18 protein-coding genes are annotated in these 21,740 nt (G+C 69.7%); 10 read left to right on the forward strand and 8 right to left on the reverse strand.

What is annotated here, in order from left to right; all coding sequences use genetic code 11:
* Positions 1-75: 75 nt before the first annotated feature.
* A complete protein-coding gene (locus ACTWQA_RS09515) occupies positions 76-1,311 on the forward strand; it encodes an adenosylhomocysteinase (RefSeq protein ID WP_443158896.1) in 1,236 nt (411 codons plus the stop codon).
* A 25-nt stretch (positions 1,312-1,336) separates the two neighbouring features.
* Here the strand turns inward: ACTWQA_RS09515 and ACTWQA_RS09520 are convergent, their stop codons facing one another.
* A complete protein-coding gene (locus ACTWQA_RS09520; protein ID WP_443158897.1) occupies positions 1,337-1,987 on the reverse strand; it encodes a DUF305 domain-containing protein in 651 nt (216 codons plus the stop codon).
* A 167-nt stretch (positions 1,988-2,154) separates the two neighbouring features.
* Here ACTWQA_RS09520 and ACTWQA_RS09525 point away from each other — a divergent pair, with 167 nt between their 5' ends.
* Complete coding sequence (locus tag ACTWQA_RS09525) at positions 2,155-3,540, forward strand: LVIVD repeat-containing protein (protein ID WP_443158898.1); 1,386 nt, start codon at positions 2,155-2,157, stop codon at positions 3,538-3,540.
* A gap of 88 nt (positions 3,541-3,628) precedes the next feature.
* Positions 3,629-5,008, forward strand: a complete 1,380-nt coding sequence (locus tag ACTWQA_RS09530) for an LVIVD repeat-containing protein (RefSeq protein WP_443158899.1) — start codon at positions 3,629-3,631, stop codon at positions 5,006-5,008.
* 4 nt (positions 5,009-5,012) lie between these two features.
* Here ACTWQA_RS09530 and ACTWQA_RS09535 read toward each other — a convergent pair whose 3' ends face one another.
* The gene (locus ACTWQA_RS09535; protein ID WP_443158900.1) at positions 5,013-5,912 is read right to left on the reverse strand and encodes an RDD family protein; all 900 of its coding nucleotides are present in this window, start codon (positions 5,910-5,912) and stop codon (positions 5,013-5,015) included.
* Between the two features lie 51 nt (positions 5,913-5,963).
* Here ACTWQA_RS09535 and ACTWQA_RS09540 point away from each other — a divergent pair, with 51 nt between their 5' ends.
* A complete protein-coding gene (locus tag ACTWQA_RS09540) occupies positions 5,964-6,956 on the forward strand; it encodes a stage II sporulation protein M (protein WP_305919298.1) in 993 nt (330 codons plus the stop codon).
* Between the two features lie 4 nt (positions 6,957-6,960).
* Here the strand turns inward: ACTWQA_RS09540 and ACTWQA_RS09545 are convergent, their stop codons facing one another.
* The 5 genes from ACTWQA_RS09545 to ACTWQA_RS09565 form a co-directional block, all read right to left on the reverse strand.
* Complete coding sequence (locus tag ACTWQA_RS09545; RefSeq protein ID WP_443159024.1) at positions 6,961-8,343, reverse strand: DUF58 domain-containing protein; 1,383 nt, start codon at positions 8,341-8,343, stop codon at positions 6,961-6,963.
* A gap of 70 nt (positions 8,344-8,413) precedes the next feature.
* Positions 8,414-9,370, reverse strand: a complete 957-nt coding sequence (locus tag ACTWQA_RS09550) for an AAA family ATPase (protein WP_443158901.1) — start codon at positions 9,368-9,370, stop codon at positions 8,414-8,416.
* A 13-nt stretch (positions 9,371-9,383) separates the two neighbouring features.
* Positions 9,384-10,598: a DUF4350 domain-containing protein gene (locus ACTWQA_RS09555; protein ID WP_443158902.1), complete on the reverse strand. Its 1,215-nt coding sequence runs from the start codon at positions 10,596-10,598 to the stop codon at positions 9,384-9,386.
* A complete protein-coding gene (locus ACTWQA_RS09560; protein ID WP_443158903.1) occupies positions 10,595-11,806 on the reverse strand; it encodes a DUF4129 domain-containing protein in 1,212 nt (403 codons plus the stop codon). Before ACTWQA_RS09560 ends, ACTWQA_RS09555 begins: the two co-directional genes overlap by 4 nt.
* Positions 11,803-12,849, reverse strand: a complete 1,047-nt coding sequence (locus tag ACTWQA_RS09565) for a glycerophosphoryl diester phosphodiesterase membrane domain-containing protein (protein WP_443158904.1) — start codon at positions 12,847-12,849, stop codon at positions 11,803-11,805. Before ACTWQA_RS09565 ends, ACTWQA_RS09560 begins: the two co-directional genes overlap by 4 nt.
* A gap of 478 nt (positions 12,850-13,327) precedes the next feature.
* On the opposite strand from ACTWQA_RS09565, the gene mtrA reads away from it, so the two are divergent.
* From mtrA to ACTWQA_RS09595, 6 genes are all read left to right on the forward strand, one after another.
* On the forward strand, positions 13,328-14,005 hold the full coding sequence (gene mtrA / locus ACTWQA_RS09570; protein WP_026213951.1) for an MtrAB system response regulator MtrA: 678 nt from the start codon (positions 13,328-13,330) through the stop codon (positions 14,003-14,005).
* 18 nt (positions 14,006-14,023) lie between these two features.
* Positions 14,024-15,763, forward strand: coding sequence for an MtrAB system histidine kinase MtrB (gene mtrB, locus ACTWQA_RS09575; RefSeq protein ID WP_443158905.1), 1,740 nt, complete (start codon positions 14,024-14,026; stop codon positions 15,761-15,763).
* The gene (locus tag ACTWQA_RS09580) at positions 15,750-17,483 is read left to right on the forward strand and encodes an LpqB family beta-propeller domain-containing protein (protein WP_443158906.1); all 1,734 of its coding nucleotides are present in this window, start codon (positions 15,750-15,752) and stop codon (positions 17,481-17,483) included. The genes mtrB and ACTWQA_RS09580 overlap by 14 nt, the downstream gene beginning before the upstream one ends.
* Before the next feature lie 36 nt (positions 17,484-17,519).
* Positions 17,520-18,257 (forward strand): ComF family protein, encoded by a 738-nt coding sequence (locus ACTWQA_RS09585; RefSeq protein WP_443158907.1) that lies wholly within the window; start codon positions 17,520-17,522, stop codon positions 18,255-18,257.
* A gap of 629 nt (positions 18,258-18,886) precedes the next feature.
* Positions 18,887-19,555, forward strand: coding sequence for a ribosome hibernation-promoting factor, HPF/YfiA family (gene hpf / locus ACTWQA_RS09590; RefSeq protein ID WP_305919290.1), 669 nt, complete (start codon positions 18,887-18,889; stop codon positions 19,553-19,555).
* A 163-nt stretch (positions 19,556-19,718) separates the two neighbouring features.
* Positions 19,719-20,417: a response regulator gene (locus ACTWQA_RS09595; protein WP_127939903.1), complete on the forward strand. Its 699-nt coding sequence runs from the start codon at positions 19,719-19,721 to the stop codon at positions 20,415-20,417.
* A 32-nt stretch (positions 20,418-20,449) separates the two neighbouring features.
* On the opposite strand, the gene ACTWQA_RS09600 is transcribed toward ACTWQA_RS09595, so the two are convergent.
* Entirely contained in the window at positions 20,450-21,643 is a 1,194-nt protein-coding gene (locus ACTWQA_RS09600; RefSeq protein ID WP_443158908.1) for a winged helix-turn-helix domain-containing protein, read from the reverse strand.
* Positions 21,644-21,740: the final 97 nt, after the last annotated feature.

Below are 21,740 nucleotides of genomic sequence, written 5' to 3' on the forward strand. Positions count from 1 at the left end.
CCGGTCGTGAAGGCTCACGGGGTGCTCGCCGTGACGAGCGTATTCTTGGCCGTCTTCTTCGGTTAGCAGGCACCCATGGACGTCAGTGAAAGCGGTGAGCGGCAGATCTCGTGGGCTGCTCGTTCGATGCCGGTGTTGACCGCGATCGGTGAGCGGTTCGCGCTCTCACGGCCGCTTGACGGGCTGCGGATCGCGGCGTGCCTGCACGTCACCGCTGAGACGGCGGTGCTCATGGGGGCCTTGAAGGCGGGCGGTGCGCAGATCGAGCTGGCCGCCTCCAATCCCCTCTCCACGCAGGACGATGTTGCCGAGGCCCTGCGGACCTATGGCATCGGCGTGCACGCGCGGGCTGGAGTGGACCGGGCCACCTACTACCGGCATATTCATCAGGCGCTTGATCTTGAGCCCGACCTCGTGCTCGATGATGGATGTGATCTTGTCAACATCCTGCACACCGAGCGGACTGATCTGCTCGAGCGGGTGAGCGGCGGGTGTGAGGAGACCACGACGGGGATCATTCGGTTGCGGCAGATGGCGGCCGAGGGGGCGCTGCGGTTTCCTGTGGTGGCGGTCAACGACACGCGGACCAAGCGCATGTTCGACAACCGGTATGGCACCGGGCAGTCGACGCTTGACGGGATCATGCGGGCGACCAACACCATGCTCGCCGGGCGGACCGTGGTCGTGGCCGGGTTCGGCTACTGCGGGCGTGGGGTGGCCGAGCGGGCCAAGGGGTTCGGGGCGCGGGTGATCGTGACCGAGATCGACGCGGTCAAGGCGCTCGACGCCACCCTGCAGGGCTACGAGGTGCGGCCGATGGCGCAGGCCGCGATGCTCGGCGATCTGTTCGTGACCGTGACCGGCAACCGGGACGTGATCAGAGGTGAGCACCTGTCGGTCATGAAGGATGGGGCGATCCTGGCCAACGCGGGGCACTTCGATGTGGAGATCGACGTGCGCGCGCTGGACGAGCTGGCCCAGGAGGTGCACCGGGGGGTGCGCCCCAACACCGACGAGTACGTGATGCCCGACGGCCGGCGGCTGCTGCTGCTGGCCGAGGGGCGGCTGGTCAACCTCACCGCCGCGGAGGGGCATCCGGCGGCCGTCATGGACATGTCGTTCTCCGCCCAGGCTCTCGCCGTGGAGTGGCTGGTGGGCGCGCGGGCGGAGTTGTCGCCTGGCGTCTACGACGTGCCGGGCGAGATCGACCATGAGGTCGCCAGGCTCAAGCTGGCCGCCACCGGCATCGGCATCGACACGCTCACCCCCGAGCAGGAGGACTACCTGCATTCGTGGCGGGCGGGCTCCTGACACTGCACTCGTGGCAGGGCGAGGGCTAAAGGGCCGACTGCATTTCCTGCATGCGGCGGATCTCGGCTGCCTGGGTGACGCTGACGTCGCTGGCCAGTTCCTCGATCCTGATGTGGGAGCCGCTGCTCAGCACCTGCTCGGACATCTTGATCGCGCCAAGGTGGTGGTTGATCATGAGCTCAAGGAACATCCGGTCGAAGTCCTTGCCCGTGGCGGCCTTCAGCGCCTCGAGTTGCTCGGGCGTGGCCATTCCCGGCATGCCGTCGTGCGCGGCGTGATGGTCGGGCACCTTCTGGTCCAGCTCGCGTAGCCAGCCCGTCATGAACTGGATCTCCGGCCCCTGAGCCGCCTTGATCCGGTCGGCCAGGCTCTTGAGCTTGGCCGAGTCCGCCCGGTTGGGCGCGAGCAACGCCATGTCGAGCGCCTGCTGGTGATGGACGATCATGTCCTGCACGTAGGTGACGTCGGCGGCGTTCGCGGTGGGTGAGGGCACGGCGGTGGCGGCCTCGCCAGGCGAGAGCGTCTTGGCCAGCTCGCCGGGGCGGCCGGGGGCGATCACGGGTGCGGTCGAGTCGGCCCGCGGGGCTTGCGGCGGCGTACTGGAGGTGCAGCCGGAGAGAGCGATGACCGTGCCTGCAAGGACCGTGCTTGCAATGAACCCGAGCGCGGCGCGCACTCAGCCCTCCCTGACTGATGTGGTGGAGAATGCGCACTCTAGGTGAAAAACGCCCCAATTGAAAGGGGGTGAACCGGAACAAAAATTGACAGGTTGGACACTGGCCCTTCAAGGCCGAAGACGCGAAGATTACGTAGATTTATGCCCCCTTTATTGGAGGTTGACCAGTGTTAACCCCGCGCAGGGCCCTCATCCTCGTGGCGGCGGTCGTGGCGCTGGCGGGCAGCACCCTGCCCGTCCAGGCCGCAGACATCCCTGCTCCCGGTCAGATCGTCATGAGCCCCAACATGGAGCACGTCACCAACGTGCCCAAGCCCGAAGCGCTGGCCGACATCCACACGGACATGGCCTTCCAGGGCGACTACGCCTATGTCGGCAACTACTACGGCTTCTCCATCTACGACGTCAAGCACCCGAAGCGGACCTCGCTCGTCAGCTCCGTGGTCTGCCCGGGCGGCCAGATGGACGTGTCCGTCTACGGCAACCTGCTGTTCGGCTCCGTCGACTCCTCCCGGAACAACGACTCGTGCAGCAGCACGTCGCAGTCTGCGACGATCAAGGAGTCGTGGGAGGGCATACGGATCTTCGACGTCTCGGACAAGGCCAATCCGAAGTATATCAAGGCGGTCGAGACCAACTGCGGTTCGCACACCCACACACTGGTGCCCGACCGCTCGCGTCAGAACGTCTACATCTACGTCTCGTCCTACAGCCCGAACGACACGTACCCGGACTGCAAGACGCCGCACGACCTGATCTCGATCATCAAGGTGCCGCTGAACAACCCGACGGCTGCGACCGTGATCGCCACGCCGAACCTGTTCCCGCAGGGCGGCTACGGCGGTGTCCCGCTGCCCTATCCCAACGGGAAGTCGGCCACGACCGGCTGCCACGACATCACGGCCTACCCGGAGAAGGGCATCGCGGCGGGCGCCTGCATGGGTGACGGCATCCTGCTCGACATCCGCAACCCCGAGCAGCCCCGGGTCACCGCGACCGTGCGCGACGAGGCGAACTTCGCGTTCTGGCACTCGGCGACCTTCAACAACACGGGCACGAAGGTGATCTTCACCGACGAGCTCGGCGGCGGCACCAGGGCCACCTGCAACGAGGCCATCGGGCCGAACAAGGGCGCCAACGCGTACTACGACATCGTGAACGGGCAGCTCCAGTTCAGGAGCTACTTCAAGATCGCACGGCACCAGGCCGACACGGAGAACTGTGTGGCCCACAACGGCTCGCTGATCCCGGTCAAGGGCCGCGACATCATGGTGCAGGCGTGGTACCAGGGCGGCATCTCGGTGGTCGACTTCACCGACTCGGCGCACCCGCAGGAGATCGCCTACTTCGAGCGGGGACCGGACAACACCGCGCCGGCCCTCAGCGGCGGCTTCTGGTCGGCGTACTACTACAACGGCTACATCTACGGCTCAGACTTCAACCTGGGCCTGGACGTGGTGAAGATCAATGACCCGCGGACGAACCAGGCGAACTGGGTCAAGATGCGTTCGCTGAACGCGCAGACGCAGGCTTCGTACCCCGGCCACCACTGACCGTTCTCATCGGCTGACGAGGGCCCCTGACCCGGGGTCCTCGTCGGCGTTGCTCCATCGGGACATAAGTGATCAAGGAGGCTCCCGAGTGTCCACTCCGCGTCGTACCCTCGTAGCGGCAGCGGCGGCTTTCGCGTTAGCGCTGACCGGAATGCCCGCGCTGGCCGCCGACATCCCACCCCCCGACACGGTGGTCATGAGCCCCAACGTGACCCACGTGCTCAACATCCCCAAACCCGCCCCGATCGCAAGCACCATCAACACCGATATCGCCTTCCAGGACGGCTACGCCTACGTCGGCAACTACGGCGGCTTCTCGATCTACGACATCAGGGACCCCAAGAAGGCGACGGTCGTCAGCTCCACCGTCTGCCCGGGCGCCCAGATGGACGTCAGCGTCTACGGCAACCTGCTGTTCGGCGCCGTCGACAGCTCGCGCAGCAACGATTCGTGCCAGAGCACCAGTCTGACGGCCGACCACAAGGAGGCCTGGGAAGGCGTACGGATCTTCGACATCTCCGACAAGGCCAACCCGAAGTACATCAAGTCGGTCGAGACCAACTGCGGCTCCCACACCCTCACGCTGGTGCCGGGCAAGGGGCGCGACAGGCACAAGAACGTCTACGTCTACGTGTCGTCGTACCTGCCGGCCGCGAACTTCCCCGACTGCATGCCGCCGCACGACAAGATCTCGATCATCAAGGTGCCGCTGAACAACCCGACCGCGGCGGCGGTCGCGGCCACCCCGGTCGTCTTCCCTGACGGCGGTAACGAGACCCAGCCGGGCCTCCTCCTGCCGACCCAGGGGTGCCACGACATCACCGCCTACGCCGAGAAGGACATCGCGGCGGGCGCCTGCATGGGCGACGGCGTACTGTTCGACATCTCGGACCGGCTCAACCCGAAGGTCACCGCCAGGACCACGGACCCGAACTTCGCCTTCTGGCACTCGGCCACCTTCAGCAACAACGCCAGGAAGGTCGTCTTCACCGACGAGCTCGGCGGCGGCGGCGGGGCCACGTGCAACGAGGCGACGGGCCCGAACAGGGGCGCGGACGCGATCTACGAGATCGTGAACGGGCAACTCGTCTTCAAGAGCTACTTCAAGATCCCGCGCCACCAGGCGGACTCGGAGAACTGCGTGGCCCACAACGGCTCGCTGATCCCGGTCAAGGGCCGCGACATCATGGTCCAGGCCTGGTACATGGGCGGGCTGTCGATCTGGGACTTCACCGACGCCGCCAACCCGAAGGAGATCGGCTACTTCGAGCGCGGTCCCCGCTCGGTCCCCGGCGGAGGCGGCATCTGGTCGGCCTACTACTACAACGGCTACATCTACGGGGCCGACTTCCACCAGGGTCTCGACATCGTCAAGATCAACGATCCGCTGACGGACAGCGCCAAGTACGTTCGCACCGGCCGGTTGAACGTGCAGACGCAGGAGTCGTACCGGGGCGGATGGCACTGATCCTTTACTGAGGTGGCGCGAACCCACCCGGAGTCGCCTTCGGCGGCTCCGGGGCGGGCGCCGGGGGCCTGGGCTGCGCATAAGGCCCCTGGTACGGGCCCGGCTGGGGCGTCTGGTACGGGCCTGGCCGCGGCACGCCGTTGGCGGAGGTGGCGCCGGCGCGCTGTGCGAGGCGCGTCTCCTCCCGCCGGCGGCGCTCGGCCAGGACGGCGCTCAGGTACGCGTGCGGCGGCACCCCCGGCGGCGCCGCCGGGGAGACGGACGCCGCCACCTGGGTCGCGATCCGCACCCCCATCTCATGCTGCACCTGCGGCGAGAGGTCGTGCCACCGCGACAGGTACTGCCGGGCGGCCTGGACCACCTCGTCGGGCAGCTGGGACAACTCCAGCCTGGCCGCCCAGCTCGCCAGCGGCGGCGGCATCACGATCAGCTGGCCCCTGTCGCGCGGCGCCCGCTCGGAGATCACGATCGTGCCCGCGAAGATGTCGCCGAGCCGCTTGCCCCGCTGCGACACCAGCGAGGAGATCAGCGCGGGCGCGCCGTACAGCAGCCAGAACTCCACCACCCCGGCCAGCCCGCGGAACAACGCCTGTCTGAACCGCTCAGGGCTGCCGTCGTCGCTGACCACGCGCAGTCCGAGCGCCAGCTTGCCGAGGCTGCGTCCCCTGCTGAACGACTCGAACAGCACGGGATAACCCACCATCACCAGCACTACCAGCGCGATCATGACGGCTGTGAGCATGGCCGTGTCCGAGATGACGGCGAACGCGCCTAAGAGCGCGTACGCGCCCACCAGCACGGTCAGCTGCACGGCCATGTCGATGATGATCGCCACCGCGCGTGAGGGCATCTGCGCGATGCGCACCTCGACGACGACGGCGTCGCCGGTCACAACCTCTGACATATGTGGAGCCTAACGGCTATGTACGGGTGATCGAGCGGCCAGAATGTTCAGGTGGACATCGACGCGTTCATCGCAGCACACCGCCAGGCCTGGGACAGGCTCGACCACCTGGTCAAGCACCGCTCGTCGCTGACCGGCGCCGAGGTGGACGAGTTGGTCGACCTCTACCAGCGGGTGGCGACGCACCTGTCCATCGTCCGCTCCTCCGCCGGCGACCCGATGCTGACCGGCCGGCTGTCCGCGCTGGTGGCCAGGGCCAGGTCGGCGGTGACCGGCGCGCACACGCCCGCGTGGCGGGAGCTGGTGAGGTTCTTCACGGTGTCGTTCCCCGTGGTGGCCTACCGGGCGCGGTGGTGGTGGCTGGCGAGCGCGCTGGCGTTCGTGGCGGTCTCCTGGGTGATGGGCGCGTGGGTGGCGGGCAATCCCGACGTCCAGGCGTCGATCTACACCGAGGACGAGATCACCCAACTCGTCGAGCACGACTTCGCCGACTACTACTCGGAGAACCCGGCCGCGTCCTTCGCCAGCGCCGTGTGGATCAACAACGCGTGGGTCTCCGCATTGATGATCATCTACTCGGTCCTCCTGGGGTTGCCGATCCCGTACGCGCTCTACGCGAACGCCGAGAATGTCGGCGTCGCCGGCGGTCTCATGGCCTCCAGGGACAAGCTGGATATCTTCTTCGGGCTGATCATGCCGCATGGGCTGCTGGAGCTGACCGCCGTGTTCCTGGCGGCGGCCGTGGGCATGCGCCTGGGCTGGACGGCGATCGACCCCGGGCCTCGGCGCCGGGTCGACGCGCTGGCCGAGCAGGGCCGGGCGGTGATGAGCGTGGCGCTCGGGCTGGTCGTGGTGCTGTTCGTGTCGGGGCTGATCGAGGCGTTCGTGACCCCGTCGGGGCTGCCCACCTGGGCTCGGGTCGGGATCGGGGTGCTCGCGGAGGCGATTTTCCTGACGTACGTGATCGTCTTCGGCCGCCGGGCCCTGCGGGAGAACGAGACCGGCGACCTCGAACGCGCCCCCGACGTCGCCCCCACCGCCTGACGGCCTACAGCCGTCCGGCGGCCTTCAGCGCCAGGTACGCGTCCGCGAGGGCGGGCGCGATGTCCTCCGGCGGTGCGTCCACGACCTCCACCCCGTGCCGCCGCAGCCGGGCTGTGATGCGCCGGCGTTCGAGCTGGCTGTGCTCGGCCGCCGCCGCGTCGTACACGTCCTCGGCCGATCCCCGGCGCGCCGCCATCGCCGCCACCCGCGGATCGGACACGCCGGCCACCAGCACCAGATGGCGCGACGACAACTGCGGCAGCACCGGCATGAGCCCCTCGTCCAGGGCCGCCGAGTTCAGGTCCGTGAGCAGCACCACCAGGCAGCGCCTCTTGGCCCGCGACAGAATGGCCGCCACCATGCCCTGGGAGTCGGCCTCGATCAGCTCGGCCTCGATCGGCGCCATCACGTTGACCAGCGACGACAGCAGCTCGGTCCGGGACGCCCCGGCCACCCAGGCGCGTACGGCCCGGTCGTAGGCCAGGAAGTCCACCTGGTCGCCGGCCCTGGCGGCGAGCGCGGCCAGCAGCAGCGCCGCGTCCATCGACCAGTCGAGCCGCGGCCAGCCCGGCCGAGCCTCGGCGGGCCGTGGATCCGGCCTGACCAGCAGCGCGCCGCCGCCCGCCGCCGCGCCGGCCATGGGGATCGGCGCGTCGCCCACCCGGCCCGCCGAGGTGCGGCCGGTGTCGAGCACGATCAGGACGCGGCGGTCGCGTTCCGGGCGCCAGGTGCGCACGACCACGTCGTGGCGGCGCGCGGTGGCCCGCCAGTCGATGGAGCGCACGTCGTCGCCGACCACGTACTCGCGCAGCGAGTCGAACTCGGTGCCCTGCCCGCGGACGAGCGCCGGGTGCTGGCCCTCCAGCTCCCGGAGCCTGGCCAGCCGCGACGGCAGATGCTTGCGCGACAGGAACGGCGGCAGCACCCGCACCGTCCACGGCGACCGATGACTGCCCTGGCGGGCGGCCAGGCCCAGCGGGCCCAGCGAACGTACGGTGACCGCCACCGACGACCGGTCGCCGCGCCTGGTCGGGTCCAGCGTCACGACGATCTTGCGGCGCTCGCCCTTGGGGACGTCCACCGCGGCGACCCGCGGGGTGGCGTTCGCGGACGGCGGCCAGGCGTCCCTCAGCACGCCGCGTACCCGCCTGCCGCCCGGATTCTCCACGATCAGCTCGACCGTGGCCCGCTGGCCCAGGCGTACGAGCGTGTCGCCGGAGCGGTGGAACCGCAACGGCCGCACAGCCCCCGCGAACACCAGGTCCACGACGATCGCGGCGGCCAGCAGCAGGCATACGCCCGCGAGCGCGGGGCCGGGCTGGGGCGCGAGCAACACCACCACGATCCCGAGCGCCGCGACCAGCCCGGCACGTCCCGTCAGAGCCATCGGCTCACCGCCACGCCAGGTTCGGTCGGACATGGGTTCACCGCCATGGCGGTTTCCGTCAGAGCCGACATCAGCGGGGGACCGGGACCGAGGCCAGGATGCCGTCGAGCAGGCCGTCCGCGGTCGCGCCCTCCAGCTCGGCCTCCGGCCTGAGCTGCACGCGGTGCCGCAGCGCGGGCCTGGCCAGCGCCTTCACGTCGTCCGGCGTGACGTACGTGCGGCCGGACAGCCACGCCCACGCCCGCGAGGCGGCCAGCAGCGCCGTCGCGCCACGCGGGGAGACACCCAGCTGCAGCGAAGGGGAGCTTCTGGTGGCGCGGGCCACGTCCACGATGTAACCGAGCACCGCGGGCGCCACGTGCACCTTACCGGCCGCCTCCCGTCCCGCCGCCAGGTCCTCGGCCGACGCGACCGCCTTGACCTCCGACAGGTCACGCGGGTCGAATCCGCTGGCGTGCCGCTCCAGCACCATGATCTCCTGCTCGCGCGGCGGCAGCGGCACGGTCAGCTTGAGCAGGAACCGGTCGAGCTGCGCCTCGGGAAGCTGGTAGGTGCCCTCGTACTCGACCGGGTTCTGGGTCGCGCACACCACGAACGGGTCGGGCAGCGGCCTGGCCGAGCCCTCTACGCTGACCTGCCGCTCCTCCATCGCCTCCAGCAGCGCGGCCTGCGTCTTCGGCGGCGTACGGTTGATCTCGTCGGCCAGCAGCAGGTTCGTGAACACCGGCCCCTCGCGAAACTCGAACTCCGCGGTCTTCGTGTCGTAGATCAACGATCCCGTCACGTCGCCCGGCATCAGGTCGGGCGTGAACTGCACCCGCTTGAAGTCCAAGGACAAAGCCGACGACAGCGTACGCACCATCAACGTCTTGGCCACGCCGGGCACGCCTTCGAGCAGCACATGCCCTCTGCACAACAGCGCGATGACCAGCCCCGTCACCACCGCGTCCTGCCCCACCACGGCCTTGGACACCTCGGCCCGCAGCGCGCCGAGCGCGTCCCTGGCGGCGTCGGCCGAGGTCGTCACGCGGAAAGTCTCCTCAGAGTTCACTGACCTGCCTTTCGATGAAGTCCAAGTATCCGGCCAGGGCCACGAGGGCGGCGTCGTCAGCCGGGGGTGGTCCGTACAGTGCCGCGCCGACCTGGTGGGAGTCCTGCCGGGTACGGGCGGCGAGCGCCGCGACGACCTCCTGCGGGCCCGCGCCGGACGTGAGGCCCAGCCTGGGGGTCAGGCGGTCGATCGTGCCCGCGCGTAGCGATTCGGCGGCGCGTTGCCTGGCGCGTCGGGCCCGGTAGAGGCGGCCACGGCCCTCGACCGTCTCGGCCGCCCGGACGATGACCGGCAGCCGCTCGGCCACCACCGGGCCCAGGCGCCTGCCCCGCCAGAGCGCGGTGACGCCCACGGCGATGATCGCCATGTAGATGGTCCAGCGGATGTTGTCGGGCATCAGGTCGTACATCGACTGGCCGCGCTCGCCGGGCAGCTCCGTCGCCGGTGGGCGCTCGGGGCGGATCAGCCAGGTGACGGGGCGGCCGGTGCCGATCAGGTTGAGGGCGAGCGCCGCGTTGCCGTCCTCGGCCAGCCGCCGGTTCGTCATGAACGAGCCGTCGCCGACGACCGTCGTGACGCCACCCGCGTTCGGGTAGCTGACCAGCGTGTGTCCGCCGCCGGACGCTGGGTAGCAGCCGGTGCCGCCCGCCGGGGCGTCGAACACCACGCCGCCCATGTACGCGCTGCCCGCCAGCCTGGCCGCGGGCAACTGGCACTGCGGCTCGCGGGAGCGGGGGCGGGCCGCTTCCGGGCGGGTGCGTACGCCGGGGGCGAGGGCCTGGAGGCCGAAGACGTCGCCGGCGATCAGGCGGTCGCCCGGGATCCTGGACAGGGCATGTTCGTCGAAGTACGTGGTGTCCGTGATCAGGAGTAGGCGGTTGCCGCCCCGTGCGGCCAGGTCGGCCGCCGCCTGCACGGAGTCGGCCCTGTCCACCTGGACGCCGCGCGAGCGCAGGAGCTCGGCCAGCGCCTTGGAGCCGGCCACGGAGGTGTCCGTGGGGTCGAAGGGGCGGGACGGGCCCTGGGACGGGGTGATCAGGACTCCTATCACGGCTGCCAGGATGAGAACGACGCCGAGCAGCACGATCATGCGGCCGGCGGTCCAGATGGAGCGGGCGGTGGGGGAGGTGGGTTCTGACCCGCCGGGCGCGGTGCCGGCCTGCGGCCCGCCGGGCGCCGCCGTCTGACGCGTGATCACGCTCACGTCTGCCCTCCACCGGACTCGGGCGCGCGCCGCTCCCCGGCCTCGTCAGCCTCACCCTGCGCTGCGCCGGATTGGTCCGCCGCGCCTCCCGGCGGCCTGCGGTCGGCTTCGTCGGAGGGCCCCTCACCGGTCGGGCGGGAAGCGTCCTCCGGCCGCCCACCCGATGGCTCCGCCGGCGGATCGCCATCCGGACCTGCAGCGGACCCTGCAGCCGGACCTGCGGCCGGGCTCACCGCAGGGTCGCCCACCTGCGCCCCGCGCGGCCCCGCCACGGGCATCGTCGGCAGCGCGTCGGCCCCTGCTTCCGGTGGCGCGGCGGCCGGGTTCGGTGGTGGTGCTGTGGCGGGGCTTGCTGGTGGCGTCGCGCTGGGGCTTGCTGGCGGTGCCGTGCCGGGGCTCGCTGGCGGACCAGCGGGCGAGCCCGCCGACGGCATGCTCAGCGGTCCCGCGCCGGGCCCCCGGCTCAGGCTGCTCAGCGGCCCGCTGGCCGAGCCGCCGACAGGGCCGTGCGGCGCGGGGCCGAGGCCGGGGCCAGGGCCGGGCGGAACCCCGGCGCCGGTGGGAGCCCCGACGCCGACCGGGACGCGGGCCGCGGCCGTGGCGGTCAGCGGGGCGGGGCGGGCCTGGCGGAGGTGGTCGTCGAGGAGCGCCATGGACTCGTAGGCCTCGCGGGTCCCGGGCACGCCGCCGTACGTGACGTCGTCGAACGAGCGCGCCGCCGCAGCCAGCTGCGTGGCGAACCCCGGCAGGGCCACCGCCGCCTCCGCGGCCAGCTCGTCGGCCGTGCGTCCCGGCATGCCGTCGACCAGCGCCCGTTCTTCCAGGTCACGGGCGATGGTCCGCAGGCGTTCCTGGATGGCCTCGCCCCAGCGCCCCTCGAGGGCGAGCCGTTCGGCGGCCCGCCGGTGCTCGGCCGCGGTCATCGCCCGCTCCCCGAACAGCCCGCCGCCGGCGAGCGCGTTCTTGCGCGCGGTCTTGCGCAGCCGCCAGGAGATCAGCACGATCAGGCCCACGAGGATGAGGACGATCAGCATGGCCGCGATGATCCCGCCCGCCGGCCCGCCGCCCGTGGCCGCGTCGACCAGGTCGCCCAGGAACTGGGTGAAATGCCGGTAGAACAGGTCGGCCAAGGATTCTTTCTCGTAGTCAGGCTTGAGGAGCTCCGCCGCGGCCCGGCGCGCGGCCTCCTCCCTGTCGATCGGGCTCACGACCTGGCGGAGTTGGACGGGTGCCAGAGCTCGTCGGCCGAGGCGTGCACCCAACCCTGGCGCTGCTGCTCGATGGCCGCCGTCTGCAGCACCAGGTCGAACGCCTCGCTGCGCATGCGCCGGTCGGCGTAGAGCAGGCCGGCCACCCCTGCCTCGAAGGGATAGGTGAACATCGCGCTGAGCGTGGCGCCGAGCGCGATCAGCACCGCGGACACGACGGCGTTGGCCACCGAGCCGGTGCCGAGCATGCCGAACAACGTGCCCGCGAGCGTGAAGGGCACCGACACGACGAACGCCACCAGGCCGACGAGCAGGGAGGTGAGCAGCAGGATGCCGAGCACCCGCCAGAAGTCGCCGGTGACCAGGCGCCACGAGCGGCGCATGGCCTCGATCGGGCCCTTGCCCTCCAGGACCACGATCGGCGAGGCGAACGCGAAGCGGGTCCTGATGAAGAGGTACAAAGCGAAGTAACCGATGACGAACAGGAAGATCAGCCCGATCATCAGGCCGATGGTCCCGTTGCTGGAGGAGCCCGCCGAGATCGCCGTCATGAGCAGCACGAAGAGCAGCACGAAGAGCGCCATGGGCACCAGCATGATGGCGGCCAGCAGCCCCACGACGCCGAACAACGCCGGGATCCGGCCCTTGACGAGCTGCCATGCCTGGCCCGCCGTGAGGTTGCCGCCGAAGACGGCCCGGCCGAGAATGCGGGTCAGCACGCCGGTCAGCAGGGTGACCACGACGAACTGGATGGCGTAGGAGATCAGCGTGCCGCCGTACTGGGCGGCGACGCCGTAGACGCCGGTGAGCTCGCCGGGCGGAGTCGTGGGGTCGGCCAGCGCGCCGCCCATGGTGTTGAGCACGAACGCCTGGCCGATGGCCAGGGGCACGGAGACGAGCAGGGCGGCGATGGCCGACAGGCCCAGCACCGACTTCGGGTTGGACCGGATGAACTTGATCGTGCCGTCGAGGATGTCGCCGAGGCCGAGGGGGCGCAGCGGGATGATGCCCGGCCGCAGCGCCGACGGGGGCGGAGGCGGCATGTAACCGTAACCGGGTTGCGGCTGGGGCGGATATGGTGTTTGGGGCCCAGGTCCGTAAGACGGCTGCTCTCCGTACGGCTGCCCGTAAGGAGCCTGCTGCTGTGCGCCCGGGGCGGTCCACGGGGAGGCCGGCGGGGCGCTGTAGGGCGGGGGCTGTTCGGCCGACCAGCCTGATGGCGTCTCGGGCGTGGGACCGTGACCGTCTGACATATCCCAATCCTGGCACGCTGTACGAGGCATTGGTGTCACGGAAGCGATTCCCTGTCCCATCTTGCCCGCATTCTCGGGCGAATCGGGTCAAGGTTCACGTCCGGGGATGGCCGAAAGTTGCCCTGTTACCGCAGACTGAGATTGCGGTCGCGTGGCGGGCCTAAAATTCGCCTTTTGTGGGTCTCAGGTCACACTCATAGGCCGACCAAGGGTAACCTTCAGCGATCGTGCGGGTATGTCCCACAATGCGTAGAACGAATGAGGGGCCATGAAAGGTCGCGTGCTGGTCGTCGACGACGACGCCGCTCTCGCCGAGATGCTCGGGATCGTGCTGCGGGGAGAGGGCTTCGAACCATCCTTTGTCTCAGACGGCGACAAGGCCCTCGACGCGTTCCGGGATACACGCCCGGACCTGGTGCTGCTCGACCTGATGCTGCCCGGCGCGGACGGCATCGACGTCGCGCGCAGGATCAGGGCTGAGTCGGGGGTTCCGATCGTCATGCTCACGGCGAAGAGCGACACGATAGACGTCGTGCTGGGCCTGGAGTCCGGCGCCGACGACTACATCGTCAAGCCGTTCAAGCCGAAGGAGCTGGTCGCGCGGGTGCGGGCGAGGCTTCGCCGCACCGACGAGCCGACCCCGGAGATCCTGCAGATCGGCGACATCACCATCGACGTGGCCGGTCACTCGGTCAAGCGGAGCGAGGAGACCATCAACCTCACGCCGCTCGAGTTCGACCTGCTCGTCGCGCTGGCCCGCAAGCCGCGCCAGGTGTTCACCCGCGAGGTCCTGCTCGAGCAGGTCTGGGGCTACCGGCACGCGGCCGACACACGGCTGGTCAACGTGCACGTCCAGCGACTCAGGGCCAAGATCGAGAAGGACCCCGAGCACCCCGAGATCGTCGTCACGGTCCGCGGCGTGGGCTATAAAGCCGGCCCTGCCTGACCTTCGCCTCCCCCTGACATGCCCCCGACGAAGCAGAAGAGGTCCCGCCGACGGACACTCCGCCAGATTCTCGGCGGAGTCCGCCGGCGGGTGCGCCGTGCGGCCGGCCGGGCCCGCCGCGTCTGGCGGCGCTCGCTCCAGCTCCAGGTGGTCACCAGCACGCTGGTGATCTCCATGGTCGTGATGGTCGTGCTGGGGGTGTTCCTGTCCACCCAGATCAACAAGTCCGTCGTCGACAGCAGGACCCGGTCCTCTGCCAGCGAGGCGATGGCCGACCGCCTGCAGATCGCCGACGCGCTGGCCCCCGAGGTGGACGACCAGGCGGCCAAGGCCGCCGACGGCGGCAAGATGTCGGCCAACCCGCTCGACGACGTCATGGACACCGTCACCGGCTCCGGCGACGACGGCTCCAAGAAGCGCTACGACGTGCTGATACTCAACGAGGCCAGCCCGGGCCAGTCCCGCGCCTCGGGCACCGTCGTGCCCGCCAACGTGCCGCACAACGTCAGCGCCGGCGTGCGGCGCAACGTGGACAAGCTGGAGTACGGCAAGACCGTCCACTCCATCGACCGGATCATGTTCAGCGGTCAGAGCCAGCCCCGGTTGACGTTCGTGGTCGGTGGCGTCGTGCACTCCTACACCGGCGACAACTACGAGGTCTACCACTTCTTCCCGCTCGATGAGGAAGAGGAGCTGCTGTCCAGCGTCCGGCTGGCCCTCGTCGTGGTGGGCCTCGGGCTCGTGCTGCTGCTGGCCGCCATCGCCTACCTGGTCGCCCGCCAGGTCGTCACCCCGGTACGGCTCGCCAGGCAGGCCGCCGAGCGGCTGGCCTCCGGCAAGCTCGACGAGCGGCTCAAAGTGCGCGGTGAGGACGACCTCGCCCGGCTGGCGAACTCGTTCAACGAGATGGCCGCGAACCTGGCGCTCAAGATCCACCAGCTTGAGGAGCTGTCGCAGGTCCAGCGGCAGTTCGTCTCGGACGTCTCGCACGAGCTGCGCACCCCGCTGACGACCGTGCGCATGGCCGCCGACCTGCTGTATGACGCCCGGGAGGACTTCGACCCGATGGCCGCCCGCTCGGCCGAGCTCATGCAGGCGCAGCTGGAGCGGTTCGAGTCGATGCTGGCCGACCTGCTGGAGATCAGCCGCTACGATGCCGGCGCCGCCACGCTGGACCTCGACTCCGTGGACGTGCGCCAGGTGGTGCTGCGCGCGATCGAGGACTCCGAGGCACTGGCCGAGCGGCACGGCACCCGCTTCGACCTGCGACTGCCCGCCGAGCCCTGCATGGCGGAGATCGACAACCGCCGGGTCGAGCGGATCCTGCGCAACCTGCTGTTCAACGCCATCGAGCACGGCGAGGGCAGGGAGATCGTGGTGACCGTGGGTGCCGACCGGGACGCCGTGGCCGTCGCCGTACGCGACCACGGGATCGGACTGAAGGCCGGCGAGGACACGATGGTGTTCGACCGGTTCTGGCGGGCCGACCCGTCGCGGGCACGGACCATCGGCGGCACCGGCCTGGGGCTGGCGATCTCCCGCGAGGACGCCACGCTGCACGGCGGCTGGCTGCAGGCCTGGGGGCAGCCGGGCGAGGGCTCGCAGTTCAGGCTGACGCTGCCCAGGACGGCCGGGGCCGAGCTGAAGGGCTCGCCGCTGTCGCTGGTTCCGCCGGAGATCGAGATGCGGCGCACGTGGCGCGGGGCGATGACGCCCGTGCTGCTGCCTGCTTCGGGGGCTGTCCATGACGAGGATTAGGCGGCTCTGGGTGGTCGTCGTGCTCGCGGCCGCCGTGGTCTGCGCCGGGTCGGGCTGCACCGTGATCCCGGTGAGTGGCCCGTACACCATGAACGACGCCGCCGGCGCCGATCCGCTGACCAAGCCGTTCCAGCGCCTGATCGCCACCTCGCCGCAGCCCGGCTGGGGTATCGAGCAGACGATCAGCGGCCTGCAGGCCGCCATGGCCGCCTACGCCGACGACCCGACGGTCCTGCCCCAATACCTGACCGCCGACGCACTGAAAGGCTGGACCCCTTCGGGGGCGGTGACGGTGCTCGACGACCGTCTGCAGGTCGACCTGCCCGAGCAGGACGGCGCCGCGTCCGCGCAGCGGGTCACGCTCAAGGCCAAGCAGGTAGCTCGCATCGAAGAGGACGGCACCTACGTGCCGCAGTCCGGGAACTGGGGGAGGCCCTTCGACCTGGTCAAGGTCAAGGAAGGCGGCTACCGGGTCAGCGGCCTGCCCGATGGGCTCATCCTCACCAGGTCGGACGTGGAACGCGCGTACCGGCCGACCAAGCTTTATTACCTCAACGGCAGCACGCAGGACAGGCTCGTCGTGGACAACGTGCGCCTGCGGCTGAAGCCGGCGGAGACGTACGCGAAGGTCATACTCGAGCGCCTGCTGAAGCAGCCGAGCGGGGCCCTGGTGGGCGCGGCGACCACGGCCTTTCCGCCCGGCACCAAGGTCGAGTCGGTCAGATCGGCCGAGGACGAGAGCGTGGTGATCAACCTTTCGGGCCCGCTGGACCTTTTGGACCTGAGTGGCGAGGACGCCCTCATGGCGCAGATCAGGTACAGCCTCAACAACAACGACGTCGCCAAGGGCCGCAGCATTTCGGTGCTGGTGGACGGGGAGCCGTACACGAGCCACCACCCCAATACCGACGACCAGCGCTGGCTGGACAACAGCGGCAACAGCGCCTACTACGTCAGCAACGGCGCCGTCCACTACCTGACGAAGGACGGGCCGGGCGGCGCCGTGGCGGGACCGGCCGGCGAGCGGCGCCAGGGCTACTCCGACTTCGCCATATCCAAGAAGGGCGCCTACGTCGCGGCCAGGACCTCCACCGGCATCTCGGTGGCACCCCTCGCGCAGGGAGGGCAGTGGCAGGAGGTCATCCAGGGCACCGACCTGACCCCGCCGTCGTGGCACCGGGACGGGTCGTTGTGGACCTTCGACCGCAAGAACAGGGCCGTGCTGCGGTACGACCCGGCAGCCAAGCGTGGGCCGGAAACGGTGTCCGCGCCCGGGGTGGAGAAGCTGGACGTCACCAACCTGCGCGTCGCCAGGGATGGAGTGCGGGTCGTGGTGACGACCGGCAAGAACACCGTCTGGCTCGGCGCGCTGACGGTCATGGGAGGGCTCGAGCTGAGTAACCTCCGGTCTCTGACCACGACCGAGGCGGGGGACGAGATCCGGGATGCCGCGTGGCGAGATGACGAGCATCTGCTCGTGCTGGTCCAGACCAAGGCGGGGCAGATACTGAACGAGATCGACGTTGGTGACGGGGCGGTCGCCGAGATTCCGCTGAAGGATCCGCTCCAGGCCCTGGCGGCGCTGAACGAGCGCGTCCTGGCGGAGTCCGAGCCGGAGAAGAAGGGGCCGGGGGCCAAGCTCCTGGAGCTCAACGAGGACCAGAGCTGGACCTCCAAGATCGACTCTGACGTCGAGACCCCGCTGTTCCCCCTGGGCTGAGGCCAGAGCCCGGGCCGGCGTCCCTGCCCGGCGGTCATGTGGTCGCGGGACGGGCGGGAATTGTCGGTGGCGGGCGGCATGCTGGGCCGCGTGCTGAGCGTCGTGCTCGATCTCGTCCTGCCGCAGACCTGCGCCGGCTGCGGTGCGAAGGGGGCGCGTTGTTGCGGCCGCTGCCTGGCCGAGCTGACCGCCCGGCCGGCCCGGCGCCTGCCCAGGCCGCGGCTGCCCGGCACGCCGGACTGCTGGTCGGCGAGCCCCTACGAGGGGGCGGTGCGCAAGGCGATCGTGGCGTACAAGGAGCGGGGCGCGGTGGCGCTGGCCGGCGTGCTGGCGGAGGCGCTGGCCTTCACCGCCCTCACGGCGATCGGCCGCACCGGCGCGCCGTGGGCGGCACGGGGGTTCGCCGTCGTGCCGGTGCCCAGCGGGCGGGCGAGCATCGGCGCCAGAGGGCATGACCCGGTGGGCCGGTTGGCAGAGCTGGCGGTGCGCAGGCTGCGGATGTTCGGCATCCCCGCGGTGTCGTGGGCGGCGCTGAGCCAGGCACGACGGGTGGTGGACCAGGCGGGCCTGAGCTCGCCGGAGAGGGCCGCCAACCTCGCCGGGTCCCTCAGAGTCGCGCTCGCCGCGAAAGGGCCTCCAGTGGCCTCTGTGCTGCTCGTGGACGACATCGTCACGACCGGCGCCACCGTCGTCGAGGCCGCCAGGGCGCTGCGAGCGGCCGGGGTGAGCGTGCCCATGGCCGTGACTGTCGCGGCGACACGCCGAAGATCTTGAAAAGCATTACGGTCACGGTGAGTAAAGAAAGATCCAAATCAACAGTCTCACCGGAAGGTCACATGTCACTTCCTCCGGGTACGTGGTGGGGCAGCTAGGCGGAAGGGAAGCCCGTCCTGGTAAGGGTTGCTGATCGGTTAAATGGGGTATCAAACAGGCCTCGCGGACCATCCGAAAATCACGGAAAGTGATCCTTTGGCCGATCCTCCGGCTGACATTCGCCCTGGATGCGGATAGCGTTCTGACATGGCACCCGTTCGGGTCCGTGGTTGCGCAGGGTCGGGGCTCCCGGCTCTGCTAGCCGATGCCAGCCGCAGGCAAAACGGTCCACGTAAGGCGACTCTTTGTCGACCGATCACGGTGCGGCTTAGGGATAAGTCCTGCCTTCCCGAGGGGTCAGATACCTCTCGCCAGAAGAGAAGGGCAGTAGTGGCAACAGAGCTGCGAAATCCTCAGCAGGCGGATGTGGGGTCGAAGACCAGGTCGGCCGGACGGGTGCCACCCGAGTTCCCGGAGACCGTGAGTCGGAAGAGGGTAACGGTGACAGAAAGGCAGACAGAAGACCCCGCCCGGCAAGCACGTCGTCGGGCGCTCTTGCTCAGTCGTTAGACCGAAAGGGGGGCTGTTGCATGGACATCATCGTCAAGGGCCGGCACACCGGAGTGAGTGACCGGTTCCGTGACCACGTGACGACCAAGCTGGCCAGGATCGAACGTCTGGACAACAAACTCATCCGAGTTGATGTGGAGGTGTCGAAAGAACGCAACCCGCGCCTTGCCAGTCAGCGCGAGCGCGTAGAGCTCACCATTCACTCCCGAGGACCGGCCATCCGCGCCGAGGCCTCGGCCGACGACCGATTCACAGCCCTCGACGTCGCCCTCGACAAGCTGGAAGGCCGCCTCAGGCGGCTGGCCGACCGGCGCAAGGTCCATCACGGCAGCCACTGCCCGCCCTCTGTGGCGGAGATCACCGCGACGCTCCCCGAGGCCGCAGGCCTGGCACCGCGGAAGGAGGCCCTCGTCCCCGAGCAGGCGGAGCCGAGCGAGGACGAGCTGCAGGAGCGCAGCGACCAGCTCTACGACGACATCGTCCCGATCGAGATGGACGGCGAGGGGCCACTCGTCGTCCGGGAGAAGTTCCACAAAGCGGAGCCCATGACCATCGACCAGGCTCTGCTCGAGATGGAGCTGGTCGGGCACGACTTCTACCTGTTCCGCGACAAGGAGAGCGGCCAGCCGAGCGTCGTCTACAACCGACGCGGGTACAACTACGGCGTGTTGCGGCTCGTAGAGCCCTGATCGCGCGCTAAAAGATCTTCTCGACCACCCAAGAACCGCTGGTTACATGCCATCATGGCGGTTCAACGGCTCTGGCCCCCCGACGAGGAGGAGACGTGAGCGAGCTCAGTCAGGTTCGGATGAGCGAGCGAAGTGCAGGCGCGAGGCGGATCAGGGAGGCCTCGTGACTGAGTCAGGCGAGGCTCGCACGTCAGCGAGCGAGCCGATCCGCGTGCTGATCGTCGACGATCACGAGCTGATCAGGCGAAGCCTGGCACTGGCGCTGGCCGCTGAACCCGACATCGAGGTGGTCGGTGAGGCGAGCGACGGGCAGGAGGCGGTCGAACTCGCCGATCGCCTCATGCCTGACGTCGCGCTCATGGACGTGCGCATGCCACGGCAGGACGGCATCGAGGCGGCGAAGGGCATCAAGGCCTCCGTCCCGAGCACCCGCATCATCATGCTGACGGTGAGCGACGAGGAAGAAGACCTCTTCGAGGCCATCAAGGCAGGTGCCACCGGCTATCTGCTCAAGGACGTCCAGATCAACGACGTCCCCGCCGCGGTGCGCGGCGTGCACGAGGGCCAGTCGTTAATCAACCCGGCGATGGCGGCCAAGCTCATCAGCGAGTTTCAAAACATGAGCCGCAAGGAGTCCGAGCGCCCGCCCCAGCTGCCCGTGCCCCGTCTGACGGACCGGGAGATGGAGGTCCTGCGACTGGTGGCCAAGGGCATGAACAACCGCGAGATCGCCAAGCAGCTGTTCATCTCCGAGAACACCGTGAAGAACCACGTACGCAACATTCTCGACAAGCTGCAACTGCACTCGAGGATGGAGGCCGTGGTCTACGCGGTGCGGGAGCGCATGCTGGAGATCACGTAGCGAGGTCGTGGCCCGCTGGATCGTCCAGCGGGTTACGGGCCGGCCGTGTTGAGGATCGGCACGAGCTCTGGCGGGTCGGCGCGTTCGACGCGGATCGCGTCGCAGCCCACCCACTCGGCGGCCGACCACAGGGCATCGGCTAACGCGCCGGCCCACTTGGCCGGGGACAGGCCAGGCTCCAGGCTGACCTGCCTGGCCACCAGGGTGGAGCCCTCGCGGGCCGGGTCGACGCGGCCGATCAGCCGGCCGCCGGCCAGCACCGGCATCGTGAAGTAGCCGTGGACCCTCTTGTGCTTGGGGACGTAGAGCTCCAGCGTGTAGGTGAAGCCGAAGACGCGCTCGGTGCGGCCGCGGTGCCAGATGAGCGAGTCGAACGGCGACACCAGCGTCGTGCGGTGGCGGCCACGCGGCTCGGACTCCAGGGCCGCGGCATCCGCCCACGCGTTGGCCTGGCCCTTCTTGCCCGGCCAGCCCGCGACGGTCACCGGCGTCAGTCCGGCCGCGCCGCTGAGCAGCACGTCGTCGAGTATCGCCGCGTAGCGGCCCTTGAGCCGCAGGAAGTCGATCAGGTCGGTCCTGCTGGCCACGCCGAGCGAGCGGCCGGCGATGGCGGCCAGGCGGACGACGCACTCCTCGTCCGTCAGGTCCTCGGCGAGGAGGTCGGCGGGGACCACGCGCTCGGCCAGGTCGTAGACGCGGCGCCAGCCGACGCGGCGGCTGCAGACCAGCTCGCCGATGTCCAGCAGCCACTCCAGGCCGATCTTGGAGTCCGACCAGTCCCACCAGGGGCCGCCGTTCTTGGCGCCGCCCACGTCGGAGGTCATCAGCGGGCCCGACTCGCGCACCTGCTCCAGGAGCTTCTCGACGTTGTCGGGGACCTCGTGCCAGCGGTATTTCCGGTCGCGGTAGGCGCGGCGGCGGAACGCGTAGAGCGGCCAGTGCTCGATGGGCAGGATGCAGGCCGCGTGGCACCAGTATTCGAAGCTCTGGGCGGGGTTGTGCCAGTAGGCGCGCTCGACCTTGGCCCGGCCCACCGCGCCCAGGCGCGCGTAGGCGACCAGCTCGTGGGAGCGGGCCAGGACCGAGATCGTGTCGAGCTGCACGGCGCCCAGCCTGCGCAGCATGGCGTGCACCCCGCCTTGGCGCGGCCCGGCGCCGATCAGGCCTTGCGAGCGCAGGATGATCCGGCGAGCTTCGTCGGCCGTCAGGTCCGTCGGGCCGGTCATGTCAGCGTTCGTGTAGGGCGATGCATACGCTGAAACCTAGCGCCGGGCACCGACAAAACGCCGAGGGCGAGCGCGGCCGGTGGGTGACCGAGCCGGC

Source organism: Nonomuraea sp. 10N515B (genome assembly GCF_052245915.1).
Classification (GTDB): domain Bacteria; phylum Actinomycetota; class Actinomycetes; order Streptosporangiales; family Streptosporangiaceae; genus Nonomuraea.

What these genes read in the sequence shown, in the direction of transcription:
- ACTWQA_RS09515 (WP_443158896.1), top strand. Translation starts at nt 76, where the DNA reads ATGGACGTCAGTGAAAGCGGTGAGCGGCAGATCTCGTGGGCTGCTCGT.
- ACTWQA_RS09535 (WP_443158900.1), bottom strand. Translation starts at nt 5,912, where the DNA reads ATGTCAGAGGTTGTGACCGGCGACGCCGTCGTCGTCGAGGTGCGCATC.
- ACTWQA_RS09545 (WP_443159024.1), bottom strand. Translation starts at nt 8,343, where the DNA reads ATGGCTCTGACGGGACGTGCCGGGCTGGTCGCGGCGCTCGGGATCGTG.
- ACTWQA_RS09565 (WP_443158904.1), bottom strand. Translation starts at nt 12,849, where the DNA reads ATGCCGCCTCCGCCCCCGTCGGCGCTGCGGCCGGGCATCATCCCGCTG.
- mtrA (WP_026213951.1), top strand. Translation starts at nt 13,328, where the DNA reads ATGAAAGGTCGCGTGCTGGTCGTCGACGACGACGCCGCTCTCGCCGAG.
- mtrB (WP_443158905.1), top strand. Translation starts at nt 14,024, where the DNA reads ATGCCCCCGACGAAGCAGAAGAGGTCCCGCCGACGGACACTCCGCCAG.
- ACTWQA_RS09580 (WP_443158906.1), top strand. Translation starts at nt 15,750, where the DNA reads ATGACGAGGATTAGGCGGCTCTGGGTGGTCGTCGTGCTCGCGGCCGCC.
- ACTWQA_RS09585 (WP_443158907.1), top strand. Translation starts at nt 17,520, where the DNA reads ATGTGGTCGCGGGACGGGCGGGAATTGTCGGTGGCGGGCGGCATGCTG.
- hpf (WP_305919290.1), top strand. Translation starts at nt 18,887, where the DNA reads ATGGACATCATCGTCAAGGGCCGGCACACCGGAGTGAGTGACCGGTTC.
- ACTWQA_RS09600 (WP_443158908.1), bottom strand. Translation starts at nt 21,643, where the DNA reads ATGACCGGCCCGACGGACCTGACGGCCGACGAAGCTCGCCGGATCATC.